The organism is Streptomyces sp. NPDC014991 (genome assembly GCF_043080665.1).
GTDB lineage: Bacteria > Actinomycetota > Actinomycetes > Streptomycetales > Streptomycetaceae > Streptomyces.
This window is the reverse complement of sequence record NZ_JBIBVY010000033.1, coordinates 42,493-60,290: the sequence shown is the minus strand read 5'-3', so window position 1 is coordinate 60,290 and position 17,798 is coordinate 42,493. Positions and strand designations below refer to the sequence as shown.

At 71.0% G+C, this 17,798-nt stretch carries 17 protein-coding genes and 3 pseudogenes; 8 read left to right on the top strand and 12 right to left on the bottom strand.

Translation table 11 applies throughout. The features are described 5' to 3' along the window. Positions 1-65: 65 nt before the first annotated feature. Together ACF1BE_RS33150 and ACF1BE_RS33145 are read left to right on the top strand one after the other, a co-directional pair. On the top strand, positions 66-1,154 hold the full coding sequence (locus ACF1BE_RS33150) for an ABC transporter permease (RefSeq protein WP_392202700.1): 1,089 nt from the start codon (positions 66-68) through the stop codon (positions 1,152-1,154). Continuing rightward, positions 1,151-1,834: an ABC transporter ATP-binding protein gene (locus ACF1BE_RS33145; RefSeq protein WP_392202699.1), complete on the top strand. Its 684-nt coding sequence runs from the start codon at positions 1,151-1,153 to the stop codon at positions 1,832-1,834. Before ACF1BE_RS33150 ends, ACF1BE_RS33145 begins: the two co-directional genes overlap by 4 nt. Before the next feature lie 219 nt (positions 1,835-2,053). Here the strand turns inward: ACF1BE_RS33145 and ACF1BE_RS33140 are convergent, their stop codons facing one another. Then, a complete protein-coding gene (locus ACF1BE_RS33140) occupies positions 2,054-2,599 on the bottom strand; it encodes a hypothetical protein (protein ID WP_392202698.1) in 546 nt (181 codons plus the stop codon). 464 nt (positions 2,600-3,063) lie between these two features. Here ACF1BE_RS33140 and ACF1BE_RS33135 point away from each other — a divergent pair. Beyond that, positions 3,064-4,003, top strand: a pseudogene (locus ACF1BE_RS33135) (epimerase). Positions 4,004-4,094: 91 nt separating this feature from the next. Here the strand turns inward: ACF1BE_RS33135 and ACF1BE_RS33130 are convergent. Next, the gene (locus ACF1BE_RS33130; protein ID WP_392202697.1) at positions 4,095-4,688 is read right to left on the bottom strand and encodes a DinB family protein; all 594 of its coding nucleotides are present in this window, start codon (positions 4,686-4,688) and stop codon (positions 4,095-4,097) included. Positions 4,689-4,819: 131 nt separating this feature from the next. Between ACF1BE_RS33130 and ACF1BE_RS33125 the strand changes: the two are divergent. Next, positions 4,820-5,041 (top strand): annotated as a pseudogene (locus tag ACF1BE_RS33125) (winged helix-turn-helix transcriptional regulator); the annotation flags it as partial. A 407-nt stretch (positions 5,042-5,448) separates the two neighbouring features. On the opposite strand, the gene ACF1BE_RS33120 reads toward ACF1BE_RS33125, so the two are convergent. Continuing rightward, complete coding sequence (locus ACF1BE_RS33120; protein WP_392202696.1) at positions 5,449-5,937, bottom strand: hypothetical protein; 489 nt, start codon at positions 5,935-5,937, stop codon at positions 5,449-5,451. Between the two features lie 505 nt (positions 5,938-6,442). Next, positions 6,443-7,687, bottom strand: coding sequence for an MFS transporter (locus ACF1BE_RS33115; protein ID WP_392202695.1), 1,245 nt, complete (start codon positions 7,685-7,687; stop codon positions 6,443-6,445). 140 nt (positions 7,688-7,827) lie between these two features. Between ACF1BE_RS33115 and ACF1BE_RS33110 the strand changes: the two genes are divergently transcribed. Beyond that, positions 7,828-8,763 carry a LysR family transcriptional regulator gene (locus ACF1BE_RS33110; protein ID WP_392202694.1) on the top strand — a complete coding sequence of 312 codons (936 nt, stop codon included), beginning with the start codon at positions 7,828-7,830 and terminating at the stop codon, positions 8,761-8,763. A 36-nt stretch (positions 8,764-8,799) separates the two neighbouring features. Here ACF1BE_RS33110 and ACF1BE_RS33105 read toward each other — a convergent pair whose 3' ends face one another. The 7 genes and pseudogenes from ACF1BE_RS33105 to ACF1BE_RS33075 form a co-directional block, all read right to left on the bottom strand. Further along, entirely contained in the window at positions 8,800-9,303 is a 504-nt protein-coding gene (locus tag ACF1BE_RS33105) for an NPCBM/NEW2 domain-containing protein (protein WP_392202693.1), read from the bottom strand. 504 nt (positions 9,304-9,807) lie between these two features. Beyond that, positions 9,808-10,449, bottom strand: coding sequence for a hypothetical protein (locus tag ACF1BE_RS33100; protein ID WP_392202692.1), 642 nt, complete (start codon positions 10,447-10,449; stop codon positions 9,808-9,810). A gap of 528 nt (positions 10,450-10,977) precedes the next feature. Then, positions 10,978-11,652 carry a lactate utilization protein C gene (locus ACF1BE_RS33095; RefSeq protein ID WP_392202691.1) on the bottom strand — a complete coding sequence of 225 codons (675 nt, stop codon included), beginning with the start codon at positions 11,650-11,652 and terminating at the stop codon, positions 10,978-10,980. Next, the gene (locus tag ACF1BE_RS33090) at positions 11,649-13,127 is read right to left on the bottom strand and encodes a LutB/LldF family L-lactate oxidation iron-sulfur protein (RefSeq protein WP_392202690.1); all 1,479 of its coding nucleotides are present in this window, start codon (positions 13,125-13,127) and stop codon (positions 11,649-11,651) included. The genes ACF1BE_RS33095 and ACF1BE_RS33090 overlap by 4 nt, the downstream gene beginning before the upstream one ends. Beyond that, a complete protein-coding gene (locus ACF1BE_RS33085) occupies positions 13,124-13,879 on the bottom strand; it encodes a (Fe-S)-binding protein (protein ID WP_392202689.1) in 756 nt (251 codons plus the stop codon). The genes ACF1BE_RS33090 and ACF1BE_RS33085 overlap by 4 nt, the downstream gene beginning before the upstream one ends. 72 nt (positions 13,880-13,951) lie before the next feature. Continuing rightward, positions 13,952-14,457, bottom strand: a pseudogene (locus ACF1BE_RS33080) (FGGY-family carbohydrate kinase); the annotation flags it as partial. 64 nt (positions 14,458-14,521) lie between these two features. Beyond that, the gene (locus ACF1BE_RS33075; RefSeq protein WP_392202688.1) at positions 14,522-15,484 is read right to left on the bottom strand and encodes an alpha/beta hydrolase family protein; all 963 of its coding nucleotides are present in this window, start codon (positions 15,482-15,484) and stop codon (positions 14,522-14,524) included. Positions 15,485-15,650: 166 nt separating this feature from the next. On the opposite strand from ACF1BE_RS33075, the gene ACF1BE_RS33070 reads away from it, so the two are divergent. Both ACF1BE_RS33070 and ACF1BE_RS33065 read left to right on the top strand, forming a co-directional pair. After that, positions 15,651-16,247, top strand: a complete 597-nt coding sequence (locus tag ACF1BE_RS33070; RefSeq protein ID WP_392202687.1) for a TetR/AcrR family transcriptional regulator — start codon at positions 15,651-15,653, stop codon at positions 16,245-16,247. 172 nt (positions 16,248-16,419) lie between these two features. Further along, complete coding sequence (locus tag ACF1BE_RS33065) at positions 16,420-16,608, top strand: hypothetical protein (RefSeq protein ID WP_392202686.1); 189 nt, start codon at positions 16,420-16,422, stop codon at positions 16,606-16,608. Between the two features lie 196 nt (positions 16,609-16,804). On the opposite strand, the gene ACF1BE_RS33060 is transcribed toward ACF1BE_RS33065, so the two are convergent. Then, the gene (locus ACF1BE_RS33060; protein WP_392202685.1) at positions 16,805-17,047 is read right to left on the bottom strand and encodes a WhiB family transcriptional regulator; all 243 of its coding nucleotides are present in this window, start codon (positions 17,045-17,047) and stop codon (positions 16,805-16,807) included. A 428-nt stretch (positions 17,048-17,475) separates the two neighbouring features. Between ACF1BE_RS33060 and ACF1BE_RS33055 the strand changes: the two genes are divergently transcribed. Then, complete coding sequence (locus ACF1BE_RS33055; protein WP_392202684.1) at positions 17,476-17,784, top strand: hypothetical protein; 309 nt, start codon at positions 17,476-17,478, stop codon at positions 17,782-17,784. Positions 17,785-17,798 lie beyond the last annotated feature (14 nt).

Below are 17,798 nucleotides of genomic sequence, written 5' to 3'. Positions count from 1 at the left end.
GCAGGTGGGTGGCCGCGACGGTGGAGCCGTACCGCTTCCCCCGCCGGAAAGGACACGCCGAGGCCGTGTTTGTCGCCTGGAGAGATCTGAAGTTCGCCAAGGGGCGCTTCGCCCTGATGGGGACCGTCATCGTGTTGATCACCCTGCTGGTGGGGCTGTTGTCCGGGCTGACGGCCGGACTGGGCCGGCAGAACACCTCCGCGATCACCGGACTGCCCGCCGACAAGGTCGTGTTCCAGGCTCCCAGCGGCAGTCAGGACCCGTCGTTCTCCACCTCCACCGTCACCCGCCGGCAGTGGCAGCAGTGGGCCGAGGCGGCCGGCGTCGAAAGCGCCGAACCCCTGGGCATCACCACGACCAGGGCCACCGCCGGCGACAGGAGCACCGGAGTGTCGGCCTTCGGCGTCCGGCCCGGCTCCCGCCTCGCCCCGGACAGCAGCAGGATCAGAGGGAGCGCAGTGGTGCTGTCCACCACCGCCGCCGACAGCCTCGGCGTGCAGCCCGGGGACTCCCTCTCCCTGGCCGGTCAGGAGCTGAAGGTGGCCGCCGTGCAGGGGGACGCCCACTTCAGCCACACCCCGGTCATCTGGACCAGCCTCGACGTCTGGCGGAAGACCGCGCCGCCCACCACCACCGACGACGGCCCCACCGCGACCGTCATCGCCCTGAACACCACCTCCGCGGCCGACGTGGCGGCCACCGACCAGCAGGCCGGCACACGGACGGTCTCCACCGAGGACTCACTGTCCGCGATCGGCTCCTACACCTCCGAGAACGGCTCCCTGCAGCTGATGCGCGGCTTCCTGTTCGCCATCTCCGCACTCGTCATCGGGGCCTTCTTCACCGTGTGGACCATCCAGCGCAGCGGCGACGTCGCCGTCCTGAAAGCGCTCGGCGCCTCCACCGCCGGCCTTCTCAAGGACGCCCTCGGCCAGGCCGTCGTCCTGCTCGCCGGCGGCACCCTGACCGGCACCGGCATCGCCGCCGCCCTGGGCGCCCTCCTGGCCGGCTCGGCCGTGCCGTTCCTCCTGACACCCGCCACTGTCCTCCTCCCGGCCGCCGTGACGATCCTCCTGGGCGCCCTCGGAGCCGCCTTGTCCATCCGCCGCATCACCTCCGTCGACCCGCTGACCGCGCTGGGGAGCACCCGATGAGCCTGCGACTGGCCGACATCACCCTCACCTACCCTGACGGCGACACGCGTCTGACCGCGCTGGACCAGGTCAGCCTGGACGTTCCGGGGGGCAGCCTGACCGCCGTGGTCGGCCCATCCGGCTCCGGCAAGTCCAGCCTCCTCGCCGTCGCCGCCACCCTCGTCACCCCCGACGCCGGCACCGTCACCATCGACGGCACCCGCACCACCGGCCTGCCCCGCGGCGAACTCACCGCCCTTCGCCGCCACAAGATCGGCATCGTCTTCCAGCAGCCCAACCTGCTGCCCTCCCTCACCGCCGCCGAACAGCTCCAGGTCATGACCCGGATCGACGGCCGCAAACCCCGCGCCGCCCGGAACCGCGCCATGGAACTCCTCGACTCGGTCGGCCTGGCCGACCAGGCCGACCGCCGCCCCCACCAGCTCTCCGGCGGCCAGCGCCAGCGCGTCAACATCGCCCGCGCCCTGATGAACGACCCCACCGTCCTCCTGGTCGACGAACCCACCAGCGCCCTCGACCACGATCGCGGCGCCGCCGTCATCGACCTGATCACCCGCCTCACCCAGCAACAGGCCACCGCCACGGTCCTGGTCACCCACGACCGCACCCACCTCACCGCCGCCGACCGGATCGTCGAAGTCCAAGACGGCCGTCTCCACCTGCCGGCACCGGCCCGCTGAAACAGCGGCGCACGTGTCTCCTGCCCGTGGACGCGGCGCCGGACGATGCGAATGACCGGCTGGGCCGCCGCGGGGATCGGCGGTCGCGTCCGGGGCCGGCGTGCCGGCAGGATCCGCCGCGCCACGGGCAGAGGGCCCGTGAGCCCGCCGCGGGGGACGACTCCCGGAGCGTTGAAGCGGCCGGGCCGAAGGAGGCCTCCCAGTGTGGCGCGGAGCCGGTCAGCCGCCGCCTTCGTCCTCCGGCGCAGAGGCGTCTCCAATGGCGACGCGCAGGTCATGCATGCCTTGCAGGATGTCGATGAGGGCTTCCTCCGCCCCGCTCAGAGCGCGCCGGGTTCCCTCCGTGTCGCCGCGCTCCGCGTGCCACTGGGCGCTCAGCGCGTACACCGCAGTCATCACGGCGGCGAAGGCCGCCTCCCGGCCGGGTGGCAGTTCTTCCGCCTCGGGTTCGGAGACCTGTAGCGCGGTGCGCTGCAGCCTGTTCGTCAGGACGTTGACGGCCAGGCCGGGATCCGCTCCCAGCTGTTCCCCCCAGCCGAGCAACGTCTCAAGGACGTCCTCGACCTCCTCCTCCTCGGTCAGACGGGTGGCGGCGGTGATCTCGAGCTCCGTCTTCGCCAGCAGACTGCCCAGCAGATGCAGGCGATCTTCTTCTTGCGGTCCCCCGGGTCGCTTCCCCGGCTCTGCCTCCGGTTCAGCCGCCAGAGCCGCCAGCGCTGCGTAGATCTGCTCAGCGCTCACCGGGCGCTCGCTACTGATGCTCACGCCTTCAGTCTCACCCAGCGAAGGCGTACCCGCCCGCCCACACACCTTCGAATCCCAGGCGGATTCTCCAGTCACTCGCATGCGCCCCGTTCGGGGTCCGGTGCACCGCAGACGGCGCCTTCTCAGAGCCTGCTCGTGGGTGTGCTGCTTCCATCGGTGCGGGCAGTCGCTGTGCCCGCATCTCGCCGGTGGCGGGGACGGCCCACAGGATCGGGTTCGGGTCTGCTCTTGTGCGGCCCGGGCCTTGCGTCTCGGAGGCGTCGGCGGCAGCGGCGGATGGGGTCATAGCCGCGGTGGACGACCACGAGTCGACTCCCGGTGCCGTTCTGGTCGCGGTGGACGACGCGGACGCCCGTCCGCCCCGCTGTGTCGGCCGCCTTTCCCTGACGCGCACCGGAATCCTGAGTTGAACACGTTCAAAAAGAAGGGTTACGCTGCTGCCCAGCGAAGCCGAGGGGGGTTCGATGAAGGTAGTGCTGCCCGGGGGAACCGGACAGGTGGGCACGATTCTCGACCGTGCGCTGACGGCGGCCGGCCACGAGGTCACGGTGGTGACCCGGCGTCCCGCGCGAGCGCACGACATAGGCTGGGACGGGGCCACGCCCGGCCGCTGGGCCGCGGCGTTCGACGGCAGCGATGTCGTGATCAACCTGGCCGGGCGCAGCGTCTCCTGCCGTTACACCACCGAGAACCTGCGGGCCATGATGGACTCCCGGGTGGATTCCGCACGGGTGGTCGGCGAGGCGATCGCCGCCGCCGCGCGTCTGGCTGCAGATGAGTACGGCGACGGTCTACGCCCACCGCTTCGACGCGGCGAACGACGAGGCGACCGGGGTGATCGGCGGCACGGAGGCCGGGGTGCCGGACTACTGGGCGTACAGCGTCCAGATCGCGGAGAACTGGGAGCGGGCGCAGGCCGAGGCGCCGACTCCCGCGACCCGTAAGGTGGCGCTGCGCTCCGCGATGGTCATGAGCCCGGATCGGGGCGGGGTGTTCGACGTACTGTCGCGGCTGGCGCGACTGGGGCTGGGCGGTCCGGTGGCCGGCGGCGCGCAGTACGTCTCCTGGATCCATGACGAGGACTTCGTGCGAGCGGTGGAGTTCCTGATCGCCCGGGACGATCTCACCGGGCCGGTCAACCTCGCCTCGCCCGGCCCCCTTCCGCACCGTGACTTCATGCGGGCGCTGCGCACGGCCTGGTGCGTCCCGGTGGGGCTGCCGGCAACGCGCTGGATGGCCGAGCTGGGGGCGTTCGCGCTCCGCTCGGACACGGAGCTGCTGCTCAAGAGCCGTCGGGTGGTGCCAGGACGGTTGCGCGCGGCCGGGTTCGCCTTCGCGTATCCCGAGTGGGGGAGGGCCGCCACGTCCCTCGTGCAGCGGGCCAGGCCGGTTCGTGCGGCGTGAAGTACGGGCGACACCCTCCTGCGACGGCGTGGGGAGGCAGGCACCAGGGCGAGCCACCAGGGCAAGCCCCCGCCTCCCGGACCGACTCCGTTCAGCCCGCCTTGGCCTGGGCCTCCTTGGCGGACACCTCCAGCCTGTTCCAGTACTCCTGGTACCAGGCCTCGTCACCGCCGTCCATGTTGCTGTTGGTCTCCCGCATCCCGACCCTGCCGTCGATCAGCTCGCGGACGATGTCGGCGTGGCCGGCGTGACGGTTCGTCTCGGCGGTCATGTGCAGCATGACCCGCTGAAGCGTCACGTCACCCTTGTCGCCCCACCACGCGACGTGGCCCGACGCGTCGAGCGGCAGCGCCTCGATCGTCCCATCCGCGTGCGCCCAGGCGCGGTGATAGAGGCTGAGAATGTCCTCGCGCGACTCGTCGGCGGGTGCCCACATGTCCGCGTTGGGCTCGGAGTCGTCCTCGTGCCAGGGGAGGGACTCGTTGTGTGGGCGGCCGAAGGTCGGGCCGAAGTACCCGAACTCGACACAGGCCAGGTGCTTGACGAGGCCGAGGAGGTTGGTGCCGGTCGGCGTCAGGGGGCGGCGGACGTCGTACTCGGACAGTCCGTCCAACTTCCACATGATGGCTTCCCGGGCTGCTTTGAGGTAGCGGTGCAGGTCGTCCTTGGGATCACTGGGCTTCATGAGAGCCGAGTCTCGCACCACCCGCGTCAAACGGCCGTGGCGATCAGGCGATTGAGCGAGTCACACCTCAAGTGTGACAAGGCGTCAGGCCACCTCCGGCGCACCTCCGGCCGCGCTCGGCCGAGGCGAGCATCACCTACGACACCTACCTCGCCGAAGGCCCTGCCCGCCAACTGCTGGACCGCATCTCCGACAAGTGGGTCAGCCTCGCCGTCAACGTGCTCGCCGACGGGCCACAGCGGTCCACCGAACCGCAACGCCGGCTGGCGAGCGTGAGCCAGAAGAGGCCCACGCGGACTCTGCGTCCTCTGGAACCCGACGGGCCGGTGTCGCGCACCGTGATCCCCGCCGTTCCGGTCCGCTTCGCACACGCGCCGGCCCCGCCCGGCCCGTGCCCCGCCTCGGGCAGCCGCCGGCCAGGTCCTTCCGCATGCCGCCGCCGGCTGCCGGGCCGCGCCGGCCGCCGCCTCGAACGGGGGTCTCGACCGGCGGGCCGCACAGCACCTCCGGCCGAGGCCCGACGTCGGCCACCGTGCCGCTGTGCCATACCCGTCTATCCGACAGGAGACACATCCCGGCTGTGCGGACTCGGAGTCCTGGGCGTTGGCGGCCCGGTCGCTCCACACGGCGCAGAGGTGGTCCGCCGGCCGTCGCCTGGAGGCGGTGGCCCGTCCGGGCAGCGTGCCAGGGGCCTCGGACGGGCTCCGGTCTCCATCGGCGCCCGTCCGCGGACGCCAGGCAGCGAAGCTGCTTGCGACACTCAGCCGTTGGAGGGCGTCATGCCGCGGGTGTCCGCGCCGCTTTGCGGGTCCTTGAACTCGCCACCCGGCTTGGGCTCACCGGGCTTGGGCTCACCGGGCTTGGGCTCACCGGGCTTGGGCTCACCGGGCTTGGGCTCACCGGGCTTGGGCTCACCGGGCTTGGGCTCGCCCGGCTTGAACTCGCAGTACACCTTCTTGCTGACGTACTTGCAGCCGGGCATGTTCTCTATGTCATGAGCCCTGCCACCCTTCTTGCTCTTCTTGTTCTTCTTGTTCTTCTTGTTCTTTTTGTTCTTACCGTCGAATCCACCCTTGTCGTGATCACCCTTGTGGTGGTCGCTGTGGGCAGCTGTCGTCGCGCTTACGACCTCGGTGTGGTGCGTCGCAGGGGCGGCGAACGCCCCGGTAGGCAGCAGCGCGCCGCCTACGCCCAGGGCGGTCGTGACGCCAAGCATCACGAGACGCTGCTTGCAAGAGGTGCGATTCATGGGGATCTCCTTCTGCGAGACAAGAGGAACAGGGAGTGCCGGACGGTCCCGGCATTTCGGGGGAGTCACCTGTACTGCGTGAACTCACATCTCAAGTAGGCCCTGCCGCCCGAGGCGGGTCACGTCCCTCCATTTCGGGGCTCGACAGATCCCGACGGCTCCGGTAAAAGAGCGCTCCCGCCCGCTCACGGCACTGCGACAGCTGGGCGTGCAGGTCGGCCGGTGGCTCATGCGGCACCGCAACACCTCCGCCGTCCACGCAGGCCGGACGGCTACCGCCGAAGCCGTGCCGTCGGGACCGCAGTGCGGCTGATGGGGATGGCCGGCGCGGCCGGCGCGGCACACCGAGACCGTCGTGGGCGCGACCGGCCGGCGCGGGACGCGGTACTGCGCCCGGCCTGCCATGGAAGTGACCTGGTCACGCTGGGCCTGGTGCGCGCCTGTGCTCGCCGGGCCGGCCGACCGCCCGGCAGGCCTGCCGGCTACAGCGGCGAGTTGCGGTGCGTCATGCGTGGCTGCGGGACAGTTCCGGCTCGTGCAGCGACGTCTGGTCGCGTCGGGGGAGAAGAAGCGGCGTGGCCAGGATGAGCAGTCCCGCGACCGTGAGAGCGGTGCGTGGGCTGGTGACATCGGCGAGCAGCCCGCCGAGCGCGGTGAAGACGGCGATGGACGCCTGCTGGCCGATCGACCAGGCCGACAGGGTGCGGGCGACGAGATGCTCGGGGGTGTGTTCGAGCCGGTAGGTGGCGAGCACCGGGGTGTACAGGCTCATGTTGATGATGATCGCCAGCTCGACGGCGATCACGGTGACGAGGCCGACGACGCCGGGACGGACGAAGGCCAGGCCGATCAGCCAGATGGCGCGCAGGGTGCCGACGGTGCGGAAGACCTTGTGCCGGCCGTAGCGGGCCACGACACGGCGGGCCAGCCGGGAGCCGATGAGTCCGCCGACACAGGGGGCTGCGAAGGCGAGGCCGTACTGCCAGGGTGGGAACCCGAGCCGACGAAGCAGGAGCACGGCCAGCAATGGCTCGGTGGCCATGATCAGACCGGCGACGAGCATGTTGTTGAGGTAGAGCGCCCGCAAACCGGGAGCGCCCATGATGTGTCGCCAGCCGTCGAGCAACGCTCCCGCCCGGACCGGACTTCTGCCGGTTGTCCGCGGCGCTTCCTCCTGCCCGCGAATCGCGGTGATGCCCAGCGCGGACAACAGGTAGCTGAGCGCGTCTGCCACCACGGTGGTGACCGGCCCGAACAGGCCGATCGCCGCGCCGCCCAGCGGTGGCCCGACCGCGATGGAGCTCCAGTTGGTGGACTCCAGCCGGGCGTTGGCCACGAGCAGGTCATCCGGCCGGACCAAGCCCTTGAGGCAGGCACCGCTGGCCGCGTTGAAGGCGATCTTGGCTGCGGCCATCACGGCCGAGACCACGAACAGCTGGAGGAGGCTGAGCCGACCGAAAGCGTAGGCGACCGGGATCGTCGCCATGACCGCGAACCGGGTCAGGTCCGCCGTGATCATGACCCGGCGCTTGCGCCGAAACTCCACCCACGGCGCGAGCGGCACCGCGATCAGCGCGCCCACCGCAGGCCCCACTGCGGACAGCGAGGACACATCAGCGGGGCCGGCACGCAACACCAGCACGGCGATCAGCGGGAGCGCGCCGAACCCCAGCCCGGACCCATAGGCGCTCACCGCGTATGCCGCCCACAGCCAGCCGAACCGGCGGCCCAACCGTCTCCTGCCCACCATGCTCAAGCCGCGCCCCTCGATGTCCCACCCGAACAAACCGTCCTTGTCCGGTGAGAGCTAAGCGAGCAGCTCAGCATCAGGTCAAACAACTGCGCCGCCGGCGATCCACAACCATCCGTTGTTCACTAAGGTGGATCGGCGTGGATCTCGAAGCCGTACGTACCTTCGTCGCCGTCGCGGAAGCGGGACAGTTCCAGAAAGCCGCCGCCGACCTGTCGATCACCCAGCAGGCTGTCTCCAGGCGCATCGCCGTGCTGGAGCGCAACCTCGGCGTGCGGTTGTTCACCCGCACCCCGCGCGGCGCCGAGCTCACGATCGACGGGCAGGCGTTCCTGCCCCACGCGCGCGAGCTGCTGCGCGTCGCCGAGCGCGCGGTCACATCCGTGCGTACCGGCCGCCGTCCGCTGCGCGTCGACGTGATCGCCTCGCGGAGCGCGCCGTCGGGCCTGATGCGCGATTTCCACCGGGCGTACTCCGAGATCGAGCTCGATGTGGTGTGGCTGTACGACGTCGAGACGGCCGTCGCCGCCATCCGGTCCGGTGCGATCGACGCCTCCTTCCGCGCCGTCGCCATGCCCGGCCGGCCCCTTCCCGAGGACATCGAGTCCGTCCGGGTTCTCGACGAGCCGCTCCAGCTCCTCACCGGCCCCGACCACGCGCTGGCGGGCGCCCGGGAGGTGCCCCTCGCCCAGCTCGCCGGGCACCGGATCTGGATGCCCGGCATCGTCCCCGGCACCGAGTGGGCCGCTTACTACGACGACCTCGTCGCCGAGTTCGGCCTCGCCATCGAGGCGACCGGCCCCAACTTCGGCTCCGACGCGCTCCTCGACACCGTCGCCGACACCCCGGCCCTGGCCACCTTCATGAGCGAGCAGACCCGCCTCGTCTGGCCCGCCGGCCACGGGCTGCGCCGCATCCCGGTGACCGACCCGACGCCCGTCTACCCGCACTCGCTCCTCTGGCACCGCGACAACCCCCACCCGGCGCTGGCCACCCTCCGCGCCCACCTCGCCGCCACAACGGCCGGCCACGACGTGGCCGGGACATGGAGGCCGGGCTGGGTGATCCCGCAGTGAACGCCTCCGGTCCGCGATCATCGGACCGGGCCTGCATCAGGTGTGGAGTACCGCGTCTGCCACCACGAGGTGGACTCCTTCGTCGTCGCAGAAGCCGTCCGCCGACAGCTCGGGCTGAATACCGAGTCGGACCACACCGGAGACGTCCACTGTGAGCTGCCTGGGCCGGTTGATCTCCACTGCGAAGGACTTCCGCGACCCCCCGTCACCGTAGATGGTCACTTTCGCCGACGGTGCGGTGGAGGCATCGTCCAGACCGATGGTCAGGGTCAGGGTCTTGTATCGCTCGTTGAGGCTGTAGTCCAACGACGAAACGCAAGGGTGATCGATAAGTATCGCGTCTTCGTACTGCTTCGTGGCCATGGTCGCGGGGCCGAGCCTTGCTGGGTCGGGCCCCAGCCGAGTCAGGTCGGTGAGGGCCACTCCGCCTGACGGTCGCGGTCGGGTCTTCTCGTCTCCCGGCTCGACGCCCGCGGTACCCACCGGGGAAGAGGTGATCGTTACCGTGGCCGTCGCGCGGACGGTTTCGGTCGCTGTCACGGTCCTGGCCGTGGGCGAGTTGACCACGGTAGGCAGCCCTAAGAAACCCAGCAGGAGACCCAGGACAGCCGTGATCGCGGAGACCAGGGCCGCCACCTCGCCCAACCGCCGGCCCCCGGCACCGGGGTCTGGCGTGCCGTCGGGATCCGGAGGCGGAAGGGGGGCCGGTAACGGTGTCGGGGGATGAGGGGGTCTCGGTGGAGGGGCTCCGTCTCCCGTCGGCGATGCGCCACTCACTGGCCGCTCCTTCCAGGTCCGCCCGCGCGCCGAGGGATGGCGCGCAGCGCAGTGGATGCGCTCAGCGTGGCAGAGTAACTACACCGTGCATAGTCGCGCTCCGATCCCCTGGAGCCCCCTTCCGCTGACCGTGCCGCAGCGCCGGCTGCACGGGGTTCGGACCGGGAAGCCACCGATGCGCACCTCGGCGAGAGCCGAGCAGGTCCGGTCAGCGCGTGCGTCATCAGCGGGCGAAGCCGCCCGCAGGAGCGTTGCGCCCGCCGCGTGTCAGTCGACAGCTCCGGGCTGTGCCTGGGTCTTGCGGTCCGCCACCGGCTCCGCTGTGCTGGGGCCCGCCGTGTAGAAGACGGAGTTGCCCTGCTTGGTGCGCTGGGCCTGGCTTCGCGCCACAAGGTTCTCCAGAGTGGTGCGCACAACTGTCGTCCGGATGTCCCGGTCGGGGTGCCCCTGGCCGAGGGCGGCAGCGATCTCGGCCGCCGAGCGTGGCTCGGTCTGGTCGGCCAGGTGCCGGCCGACGAGGGTGATCAGGGTGGGCCGCGCCGCCTTGGCGGCCGGCTTACCGGCTGCAGCCTTCTTGGGTGACCGCTTCGCGGTGTCGGACGGTGCCGTCACGCCCCCCTTGCCCTGCCGAGGCGTGCCGGCTGCGGCAGTCGCCCTCTCCCGGGGGGAAGGTAGGACGGGGGCACTGGGTGCGGGCACCGCGCCGGTGCCTTCGGCCGGTGCCCCGAGCGCCTGCCGCATGCTGGTCAGCACCTTGTGGTCATGTTGCAAGGCGGCCAACTGCTGCTGCAGAGAGGTGATTTGCGTCGATACGCGTTCCTGCTCCTCGGCGTTGCGCTCGAGGTCGTCGGCTACCTGACGGATGTACTGCGACGTCAGCTCGGTGGCGGTGACGGAGCTTTCGGACATCGTGCTTTTCCTCGCTGACGGTATGGAGGTCCCGGCGGTAGTCCCCACACTCAAGAAGTATCTGCCTGCCCGGACGTATGGAGCAGCGATGATACGGGCGGAGGCATTTCGCGGCTATGAGGTGCGCATCCGGCGGCTGTCAGAGGTCACGGCGTCCTGCCCGCCGTGCTGGCGGCACTGGCAGATGCGTAGATGCTCCGGCAGGACATCCGCCCGAGCGTGATGTGTCCGGCCGGCCGAGGCGGCAGACCGCGGGGATGCGGTCTCGAGCCGAGACGTAGGCGGGTGCGGTCTGCGCACACGAGGTCAGGTCGACCTGCGCGAGCGGGCGTCGTCGGTTGGTGGGGTGACGACCTTTCCGCCCCACCCCGACCTCCTCGCACTGCGCGTCGCAACCCGGACATGGTCACCGCAACGGCAATGCGCCCCTTCGCCAACCGTATCGGTGCGAACGCCGTCCGCGTCGGCCGGCAGGCCCAGGTGAAGCCCCTCGGCTTCACGACCGGCACCGCGAGCCACCGGCTTCCCTCACACCGCTACGGGTGACTCGCCGCTGGGCTGACCGCCCACCAGCACCACCTCCAGGGTGCGCGGACCGTGCACCCCCTCGACCCGGTTCAGCTCGATGTCACTGGTCGCCGACGGACCGGAGATCCACGTCAGCGGACGGGTCGGGTCGAGGCGTTCGAGGCCCTGCGGGACTGAGGAGACCACCTGCTCCGGGACGCGGACGACACAGATGTGGTGGTCGGGCACCAGCGTGATGCGGCGGCGGCCCTGGTCGGGCGAGCCGTCCAGCACGATCGTGCCCGTCTCGGCGATCGCGACGGCGCAACCGGTGACCACGCTGTCGACCCGGTCGAGTTCGTGGGGTGTGCTCGCGGCCCGATCGTGGACACGGGTGGCATCGGCGGCCGACAGCCACTCCGGCGGCAGGCCGGGCGGCACGACCACGGAACGCGAGCCACGTTCGGCGAGCAACCGCATGATGAGATAAGGCAGTTCCTCCGGTGTTGTGCGGTGCACGAGCGCCCGGTAGTCCGCCAGGTTCTCGGCGAGCAGTTCCACCGTCCGCCCGACATCGCCCGCCCCGTGCTCGCGCAGGTACTCCCTCGGCACGGCCTGCTCGTAGGTCCTGTCGTCGCGTTCCGCGTCCGCCAGGGCGCGCCGCACCCGGCCCAGGACCCTTTCCCTGCTGCTCACTTGCCCCTGTCCTTTCCGCCACCGGTCCGCTGCCACCAGTCCCGGAACGGCTCCGCGGGCAGTTGTGGAAGCGTCCGGGTGTCGGTCCACGCCCGGCCGGGTCCGGGCAGGGCTCGCGGATGGAGGCGGCGCGTGCGCGATGCCAGCCGCTGCCCGGCGCGCAGGGCGCCTGGGTGGGTGAGCGCCCACCGCGCCGCCCGCATCGCCGCACGCTCGGCGGCGTGCCCCTTCGCCGGTCTCAGCACGACCTTGTTGCCGTGCCGGACGGCCGGCCCGCCCTGGACCACCCGCTCCCGCAGGTGCACCAGCACCTCGGGGATGTCGATGGCGACCGGGCACACCTCGTAGCAGGCGCCGCACAGTGAGGACGCGTACGGCAGGGAGGCGTCGATCTCACTGCCGGTGCCCCGGAGCTGGGGGCTGAGGATGGCGCCGATCGGCCCCGGGTAGACCGAGCCGTATGCGTGGCCGCCGGCCCGCTCGTACACCGGGCAGACGTTCAGGCAGGCCGAGCAGCGGATGCAGCGCAGCGCCTGCCGGCCGATCCTGTCGGCGAGGGTGTCGGTGCGGCCGTTGTCCAGCAGCACGAGGTGGAAGGTGCTCGGCCCGTCCCCGTCGGTGGTACCGGTCCAGGTCGAGGTGTACGGGTTCATGCGCTCGGCCGTCGAGGAGCGGGGGAGGGTCTGGAGGAACACCTCCAGGTCCTGCCAGGTCGGCACGACCTTCTCGATGCCGACGACCGAGATCAGCGTCTCGGGCAGGGTCAGGCACATCCGGCCGTTCCCCTCGGACTCCACGACGACCAGTGTGCCGGTCTCGGCGACCACGAAGTTGGCACCGGAGATGCCCACCTTGGCACGCAGGAACTTCTCCCGCAGGTGCAGCCGGGCCGCCTCCGCCAGATCGGCGGGAGTGTCCGTCAGGCCCTCGGGGGCCGGGCGGCCCCATTCGCCCATCTCGCGGGCGAAGACCTCCCGGATCTCCCCGCGGTTGCGGTGGATCGCCGGTACCAGGATGTGCGAGGGCCGGTCCTTGCCCAACTGCACGATCAGCTCGGCGAGATCGGTCTCGTAGGCGGCGATTCCCTCCGCCTCGAGCGCCTCGTTGAGCCCGATCTCCTGCGTCGCCATCGACTTGACCTTGACGACCTCCGTCTCGCCGGTGGCCTTGACCAGGCCGGTGATGATCCGGTTGGCCTCGTCGGCGTCGGCGGCCCAGTGCACGACGCCGCCCGCGGCCGTGACCGACTCCTCCACCTGCTCCAGGTACCGGTCGAGGTGACGGAGGGTGTGGTCCTTGATCCGTTTGCCGGCCTCGCGCAGTGCCGCCCAGTCGCAGAGCTCGGCGACGGCGTTCGCCCGCTTGGCCCGGATGGTGTGCGTGGCGTGCCGCAGATTGCCCCGCAGGGTCTTGTCCCGCACCGCATCGTGCGCGGCCCTGGGGAAGGCCGGCATCCCTACGAACGTGCCACTCATGCGGCCGGTTCCTCCTCCGTGCTCGCCAGGATCTCCGCGATGTGCACCGGCCTCATACCGGTACGCAGCCGGGTCATCGTCCCGCCGATGTGCATCAGACAGGAGTTGTCGGCCGCGCACAGCACGTCGGCTCCGGTCGACTCGGCGTTGCGCACCTTGTCCGCGCCCATCGCCGCGGAGACGTCGGCGTTCTTCACGGCGAAGGTGCCGCCGAACCCGCAGCACTCCTCGGCACCCGGCAGCTCGACCAGCTCCAGATCCTTCACGGCCCGGAGCAGCCTCCGGGGCCGCTCACCCAGCCCCAGACCGCGCAGCCCGTGGCAGGTCGGGTGGTAGGTCACGGTATGCGGGTAGTACGCGCCGACGTCCGTCACCCCCAGCACGTCCACCAGGAACTCCGTCAGCTCGTACGTCTTCGGCACCACCGGTGCCAGGGTGGCCGCGAGCGAGTCCCCGCGTCCCTCGGCCCGGGCCCGCTCACCCATGCGCGGATACAGCTCCCGCACCATCGCCCCGCACGACCCCGAAGGCGTCACGATCGCGTCGTAGTCACCGAACACGTCGGCGAAGTGCCGGGCCAGCGGCTCCGCCTCGTGCCGGTAGCCGGTGTTGTAGTGCGCCTGGCCGCAGCAGGTCTGGGCGGTGGGGAAGTCGACCTCGACGCCCAGCCGGCTGAGCAGCCTCACCACGGCGCGGCCGGTGTCCGGATAGAGCGTGTCGTTGACACAGGTCAGGAACAGAGCGACACGCATCGCGGCCCCTTGCAGTCGATCGTCGGACGAGGGGGAGAGTAGCGCGGGGGCGAGGGCCGGCACAGGCCCCGCTCACCGCATGACGAGCCGGTCCCGAGCCGCCCGCCGGCACGCGGAGTCGCCCTGCGGTTCGTACCGCGTGAGCGGCTGCGTACGGCTGAGCAGTCGGCGCATTACCGCGAGGGTCCCCCACCTGGCCGTCGGCGCGGGCCCGCACCAGGACGTTGCCCAGCGCGGCGGCCTCCACCGGTCCGGCCACCACCGGCAGCCCGCAGGCATCGGCGGTCAGCCGGCACAGCAGCGCGTTGCGCACGCCGCCGCCCACCATGTGCACGACGTCGGCCGGATGCCCGGCCGGCCGCTGCGCATCCGCCACGGCCCCGCGGTGCGCCAGGGCGAGCGAGTCCACTGGGCAGCGGGTGATCCCGGCGGGTGTGACCGGTACCGGCTGCCCGGCTGCGCGGCACGCCTCGGCGATCCGCCCCGGCATCGGCCCGGCGGAGGAACGCCGCGTCGCTCGCGTCCACCACCGATCGCAGCGCCGGCACGTCGGCCGCCTCCCGCAGCAGCGCGACCAGGGTCAGCTCCGCGCCTTGCCCGCCTGTCAGCCAGTACGTCAGCGGACGCGGGCGTGTGGGGGGCTTACTTGGATTCGACTCGCCCCGCCGGATCGGGGTCGGTCGTCAGTGCCTCGCACGCGGCCTGCCACGTGGGAGCGCCGGAGTGCAGCTGGGTGCGGAGGTAGGCCGCGGTGAGCCGGGCCAGGACGGCGACTCGCTCGGGGTTCTCGTCGGTGGTCTCGGCGGCGTCGTATCCGGCGATCCCGCCGAGTCCGTGCTCCGCGCCGAACAGGGTGAGCAGGGTCTTGGGTCCGGGGGCGAGGGTGTAGGGGTCGGCGTGCCAGTCGGGGCCCATGTCCGTGAAGTGGCGGGAGTCGTCCTCGTCGCCGGCGACGACCAGCGCGGGTGTGGTCATCGTGGAGAAGTCGATGGTCCGGAAGACCGGCAGCGCGTCAGCCATGGGTCCGTCGAGGACGTCACCCCTGCCGGGCGCGGCGAGCAGCACGCCCGCCTTGATCCGGGGTTCGAGAAGGCTCACTTCTCCCCCCTCTTCGGGGTCGGTGACCCGGGCGCCGAGCAGGAGGCTGGAGGTGAAGCCGCCGAACGAGTGCCCGGCAACGGCGACCTTGGTGTGGTCGATCCGCCCGGAGAGCAGCGGCACGGCCTTCTCGATCATGTCGAGTCGGTCGAGGATGTGCGACATGTCCTCGGAGCGCGAGCGCCAGAAGAAGGGCGCCCCGGGGGCGTCGGCGACCAGGTGGCTCAGCGTCCTGGAGGACAGGTGGGTCGGCTGGATGACCACGAATCCGTGGGCGGCCCAGAGGTCGACGAGCGGTGCGTAGCCGTTGAGAGAGGAGAGGTTGTTCGACGGGCCGTGACCGTGGGAGAGGAGGATGACGGCAAGACCGGTTCCGGTCGCGGGTGCGGAGACGCGCACCTGGAGGTCCACGGGACGTCCGGGCACGGAGAGGACTACGGGGCTGTAGGACAGGACCGGGACGGGCGTGCCGAAGACGTCGGCGCCGGTGACAGTGGACGTGCTCACGATGTGGGTTCCCTTTCGGTGGCACCTGCTGCCCGCCGGTCTCCTGAGAGCGGCAACGGACAAGGTGGTAGAGGCATCCGGCTTCGACTAACCTGAAGCGGAGCGACGCTCCACTTAGTATCCGGAGCAACGCTCCGCTTTGTCAACGGTGTGAGAGGAAGACGTGATGGCCACCGACAGCGCTGCAGGTCAGTCGCCGTCCCGAGGCAAGCGCGCCGACGCGCAGCGCAACCGGCAGACGGTGCTCACCGCCGCGGCCGAGGTGTTCGTCACCTCCGGCGTCGACGCGCCGATCCGCCAGATCGCGGCCCGGGCGGGCGTGGGGATGGCCACCATCTACCGTCACTTCCCGACCCGGGCGGATCTCGTCACCGCCGTCTACCGCCACCAGATCGAGGAATGCGCCGAGGCCGGCCCGCACCTGCTGGCCAGTGCCGACTCCCCGCTCGACGCACTGCGCCAGTGGATCGACCTCTTCGTCGACTTCCTGGTCACCAAGCACGGACTCGCCGACGCCCTGCAGTCCGACAGCGATCGCTTCGCCGCGCTGCACGCCTACTTCCTCGACCGCCTGCTGCCCGTCTGCGCCCGACTGCTCGACGCGGCGGTCGAGTCCGGCGACATCAGTCCCGGCATGCAGCCATATGAGCTGATGCGCGGCATCGGCAACCTCTGCATCGGACGTGACAGCGACCCCCGCTACGACCCCCGACGCCTGATCGCTCTTCTTCTCCAGGGACTCCAGCGACCTCGCGCGTCCTGATGCCGACGAGCGGCATCCGTGAGCAGAGCTGGACACGAGCCTTCAGCGGGCGACCGATGTCCACGCCGAACCTCACCCGACTGTTCGACATCAACGATGACGACGGCGAGCACGACCATGACGAGCAGGTCCACTGCGAACTCCGCTACGAGCCGGACCCGCCCTGGATGCCATGGGAAGCTTCGACTCCTGGTTCTTTCATGACACCGATGCCGACCTCGACCGGTGGTTCGCCGCGATGGAGAGGCGTCTCGAACTCCTCCTCGATCGCAGGCCCTGCGAGATCGACCTGTACGAGGAGCCGGTGCAGCGCAGGCGCGCGAGCAGGCAGCCACCTCCAGCGGCGTGCCGGTGGAGGTGACGGCACACTTCGCATCCGCGTGCACGGACAGCTTGCGGCGGAAGGGCGCCCCGCATTCGATCGTCGGTCAGCCGCCCGGCTGCCCGGGTGCCGCGACGGCGGCTTGCGGGAGTCCCCGCCGTCGGAGCGGGCGCGCCTGCCCGACGGGCGGCCGGCGGTGCACCGGGCGCTACGGCGCCGGCGTGCCGGCCGGCGCTCAGCCGTCGGCCTCGCTCCGCCGTGGCCGCAGCGCACGCCGCTGCCGTGCCGTGAGGCCGCCCCAGACGCCGTCGTACTCCCTGTTCCGCAGTGCCCAGGCGCGGCACTCGTGCACCACGGCACAGCTGAAACAGATCCGCCTGGCCTGCTCGATCTGCGCGCGCGACGCGCCATCCTCACTGATCGGAAAGAACAGCTCGGGATCCTCGCCGCGACAGGCCGCCCATGTACGCCAGTTCACAGTGCCCTCCACCTGGTCGGACGCACGGGTCGTGCGGTCCGGACCCGGTGGGCAGCCCGAACCACGCGGCGCGTGCAACACGTCGCAGACCCGGCAGAGTGCTGCCCAAAATATTCCATTTCGATGGTGTTTTTCCAGACCGGGAGGCAGAATATCGCCCCTCTTCGCGAGGCGAGTGGGCGCTGCCTCGACACAGGTGCCCGAGGGCTTGGATTCCGGCGATCCGGGCACGCGGGACGCTGAACGGACCCCGGTGGACCCGAGCGAGGACGGTGCCGTGATGACCCACTTCGAACGCGCATGCCGGATCATGGTGCGGACCGCACCCGGCGCCACAGCCTTCTTGGCCGTCTCCCCTCCGGAGCCGGCGAGGCGGCTCCGGGCCGGCGCTGACCAGCCGGTCGCCTGACCGCCGGCCCCCGCACGCCATGGCTCGCACGAAGCAGTACGCCGTCGCCGCCTCGGGACAGTGGACCGACGAGGAGGAGGGACGCCGTCGGCTGCCCGCCGGCGAGGTCCACGCCTGGCAGCCGGGTCTGAACCAGACGGTCTGCGGTCTGTCCCTCAGCCGCTCCCAGCTGACCCGTTTCCCGCACGTCACCTGGATCGACATCTTCCCGGAGTCCGGTGGGGCGGCGGACCGGGTGAAGCGTGTCTGCCCCCGTTGTGCCTCCGTCGCCGGACGCCGTGGCAGTGACGCGCGCCCACGGTGGCACCGCACCAACCCCCGGCCCTGAGTCCAGCGTCGTCC

Coding starts and splice junctions, on each gene's coding strand:
- ACF1BE_RS33130 (WP_392202697.1), bottom strand. CDS start 4,688: ATGAAGCCCAGTGATCCCAAGGACGACCTGCACCGCTACCTCAAAGCA.
- ACF1BE_RS33120 (WP_392202696.1), bottom strand. CDS start 5,937: ATGAATCGCACCTCTTGCAAGCAGCGTCTCGTGATGCTTGGCGTCACG.
- ACF1BE_RS33065 (WP_392202686.1), top strand. CDS start 16,420: ATGGGAAGCTTCGACTCCTGGTTCTTTCATGACACCGATGCCGACCTC.
- ACF1BE_RS33085 (WP_392202689.1), bottom strand. CDS start 13,879: ATGCGTGTCGCTCTGTTCCTGACCTGTGTCAACGACACGCTCTATCCG.
- ACF1BE_RS33100 (WP_392202692.1), bottom strand. CDS start 10,449: ATGTCCGAAAGCTCCGTCACCGCCACCGAGCTGACGTCGCAGTACATC.
- ACF1BE_RS33145 (WP_392202699.1), top strand. CDS start 1,151: ATGAGCCTGCGACTGGCCGACATCACCCTCACCTACCCTGACGGCGAC.
- ACF1BE_RS33090 (WP_392202690.1), bottom strand. CDS start 13,127: ATGAGTGGCACGTTCGTAGGGATGCCGGCCTTCCCCAGGGCCGCGCAC.
- ACF1BE_RS33070 (WP_392202687.1), top strand. CDS start 15,651: ATGGCCACCGACAGCGCTGCAGGTCAGTCGCCGTCCCGAGGCAAGCGC.
- ACF1BE_RS33055 (WP_392202684.1), top strand. CDS start 17,476: ATGGCTCGCACGAAGCAGTACGCCGTCGCCGCCTCGGGACAGTGGACC.
- ACF1BE_RS33115 (WP_392202695.1), bottom strand. CDS start 7,687: ATGGTGGGCAGGAGACGGTTGGGCCGCCGGTTCGGCTGGCTGTGGGCG.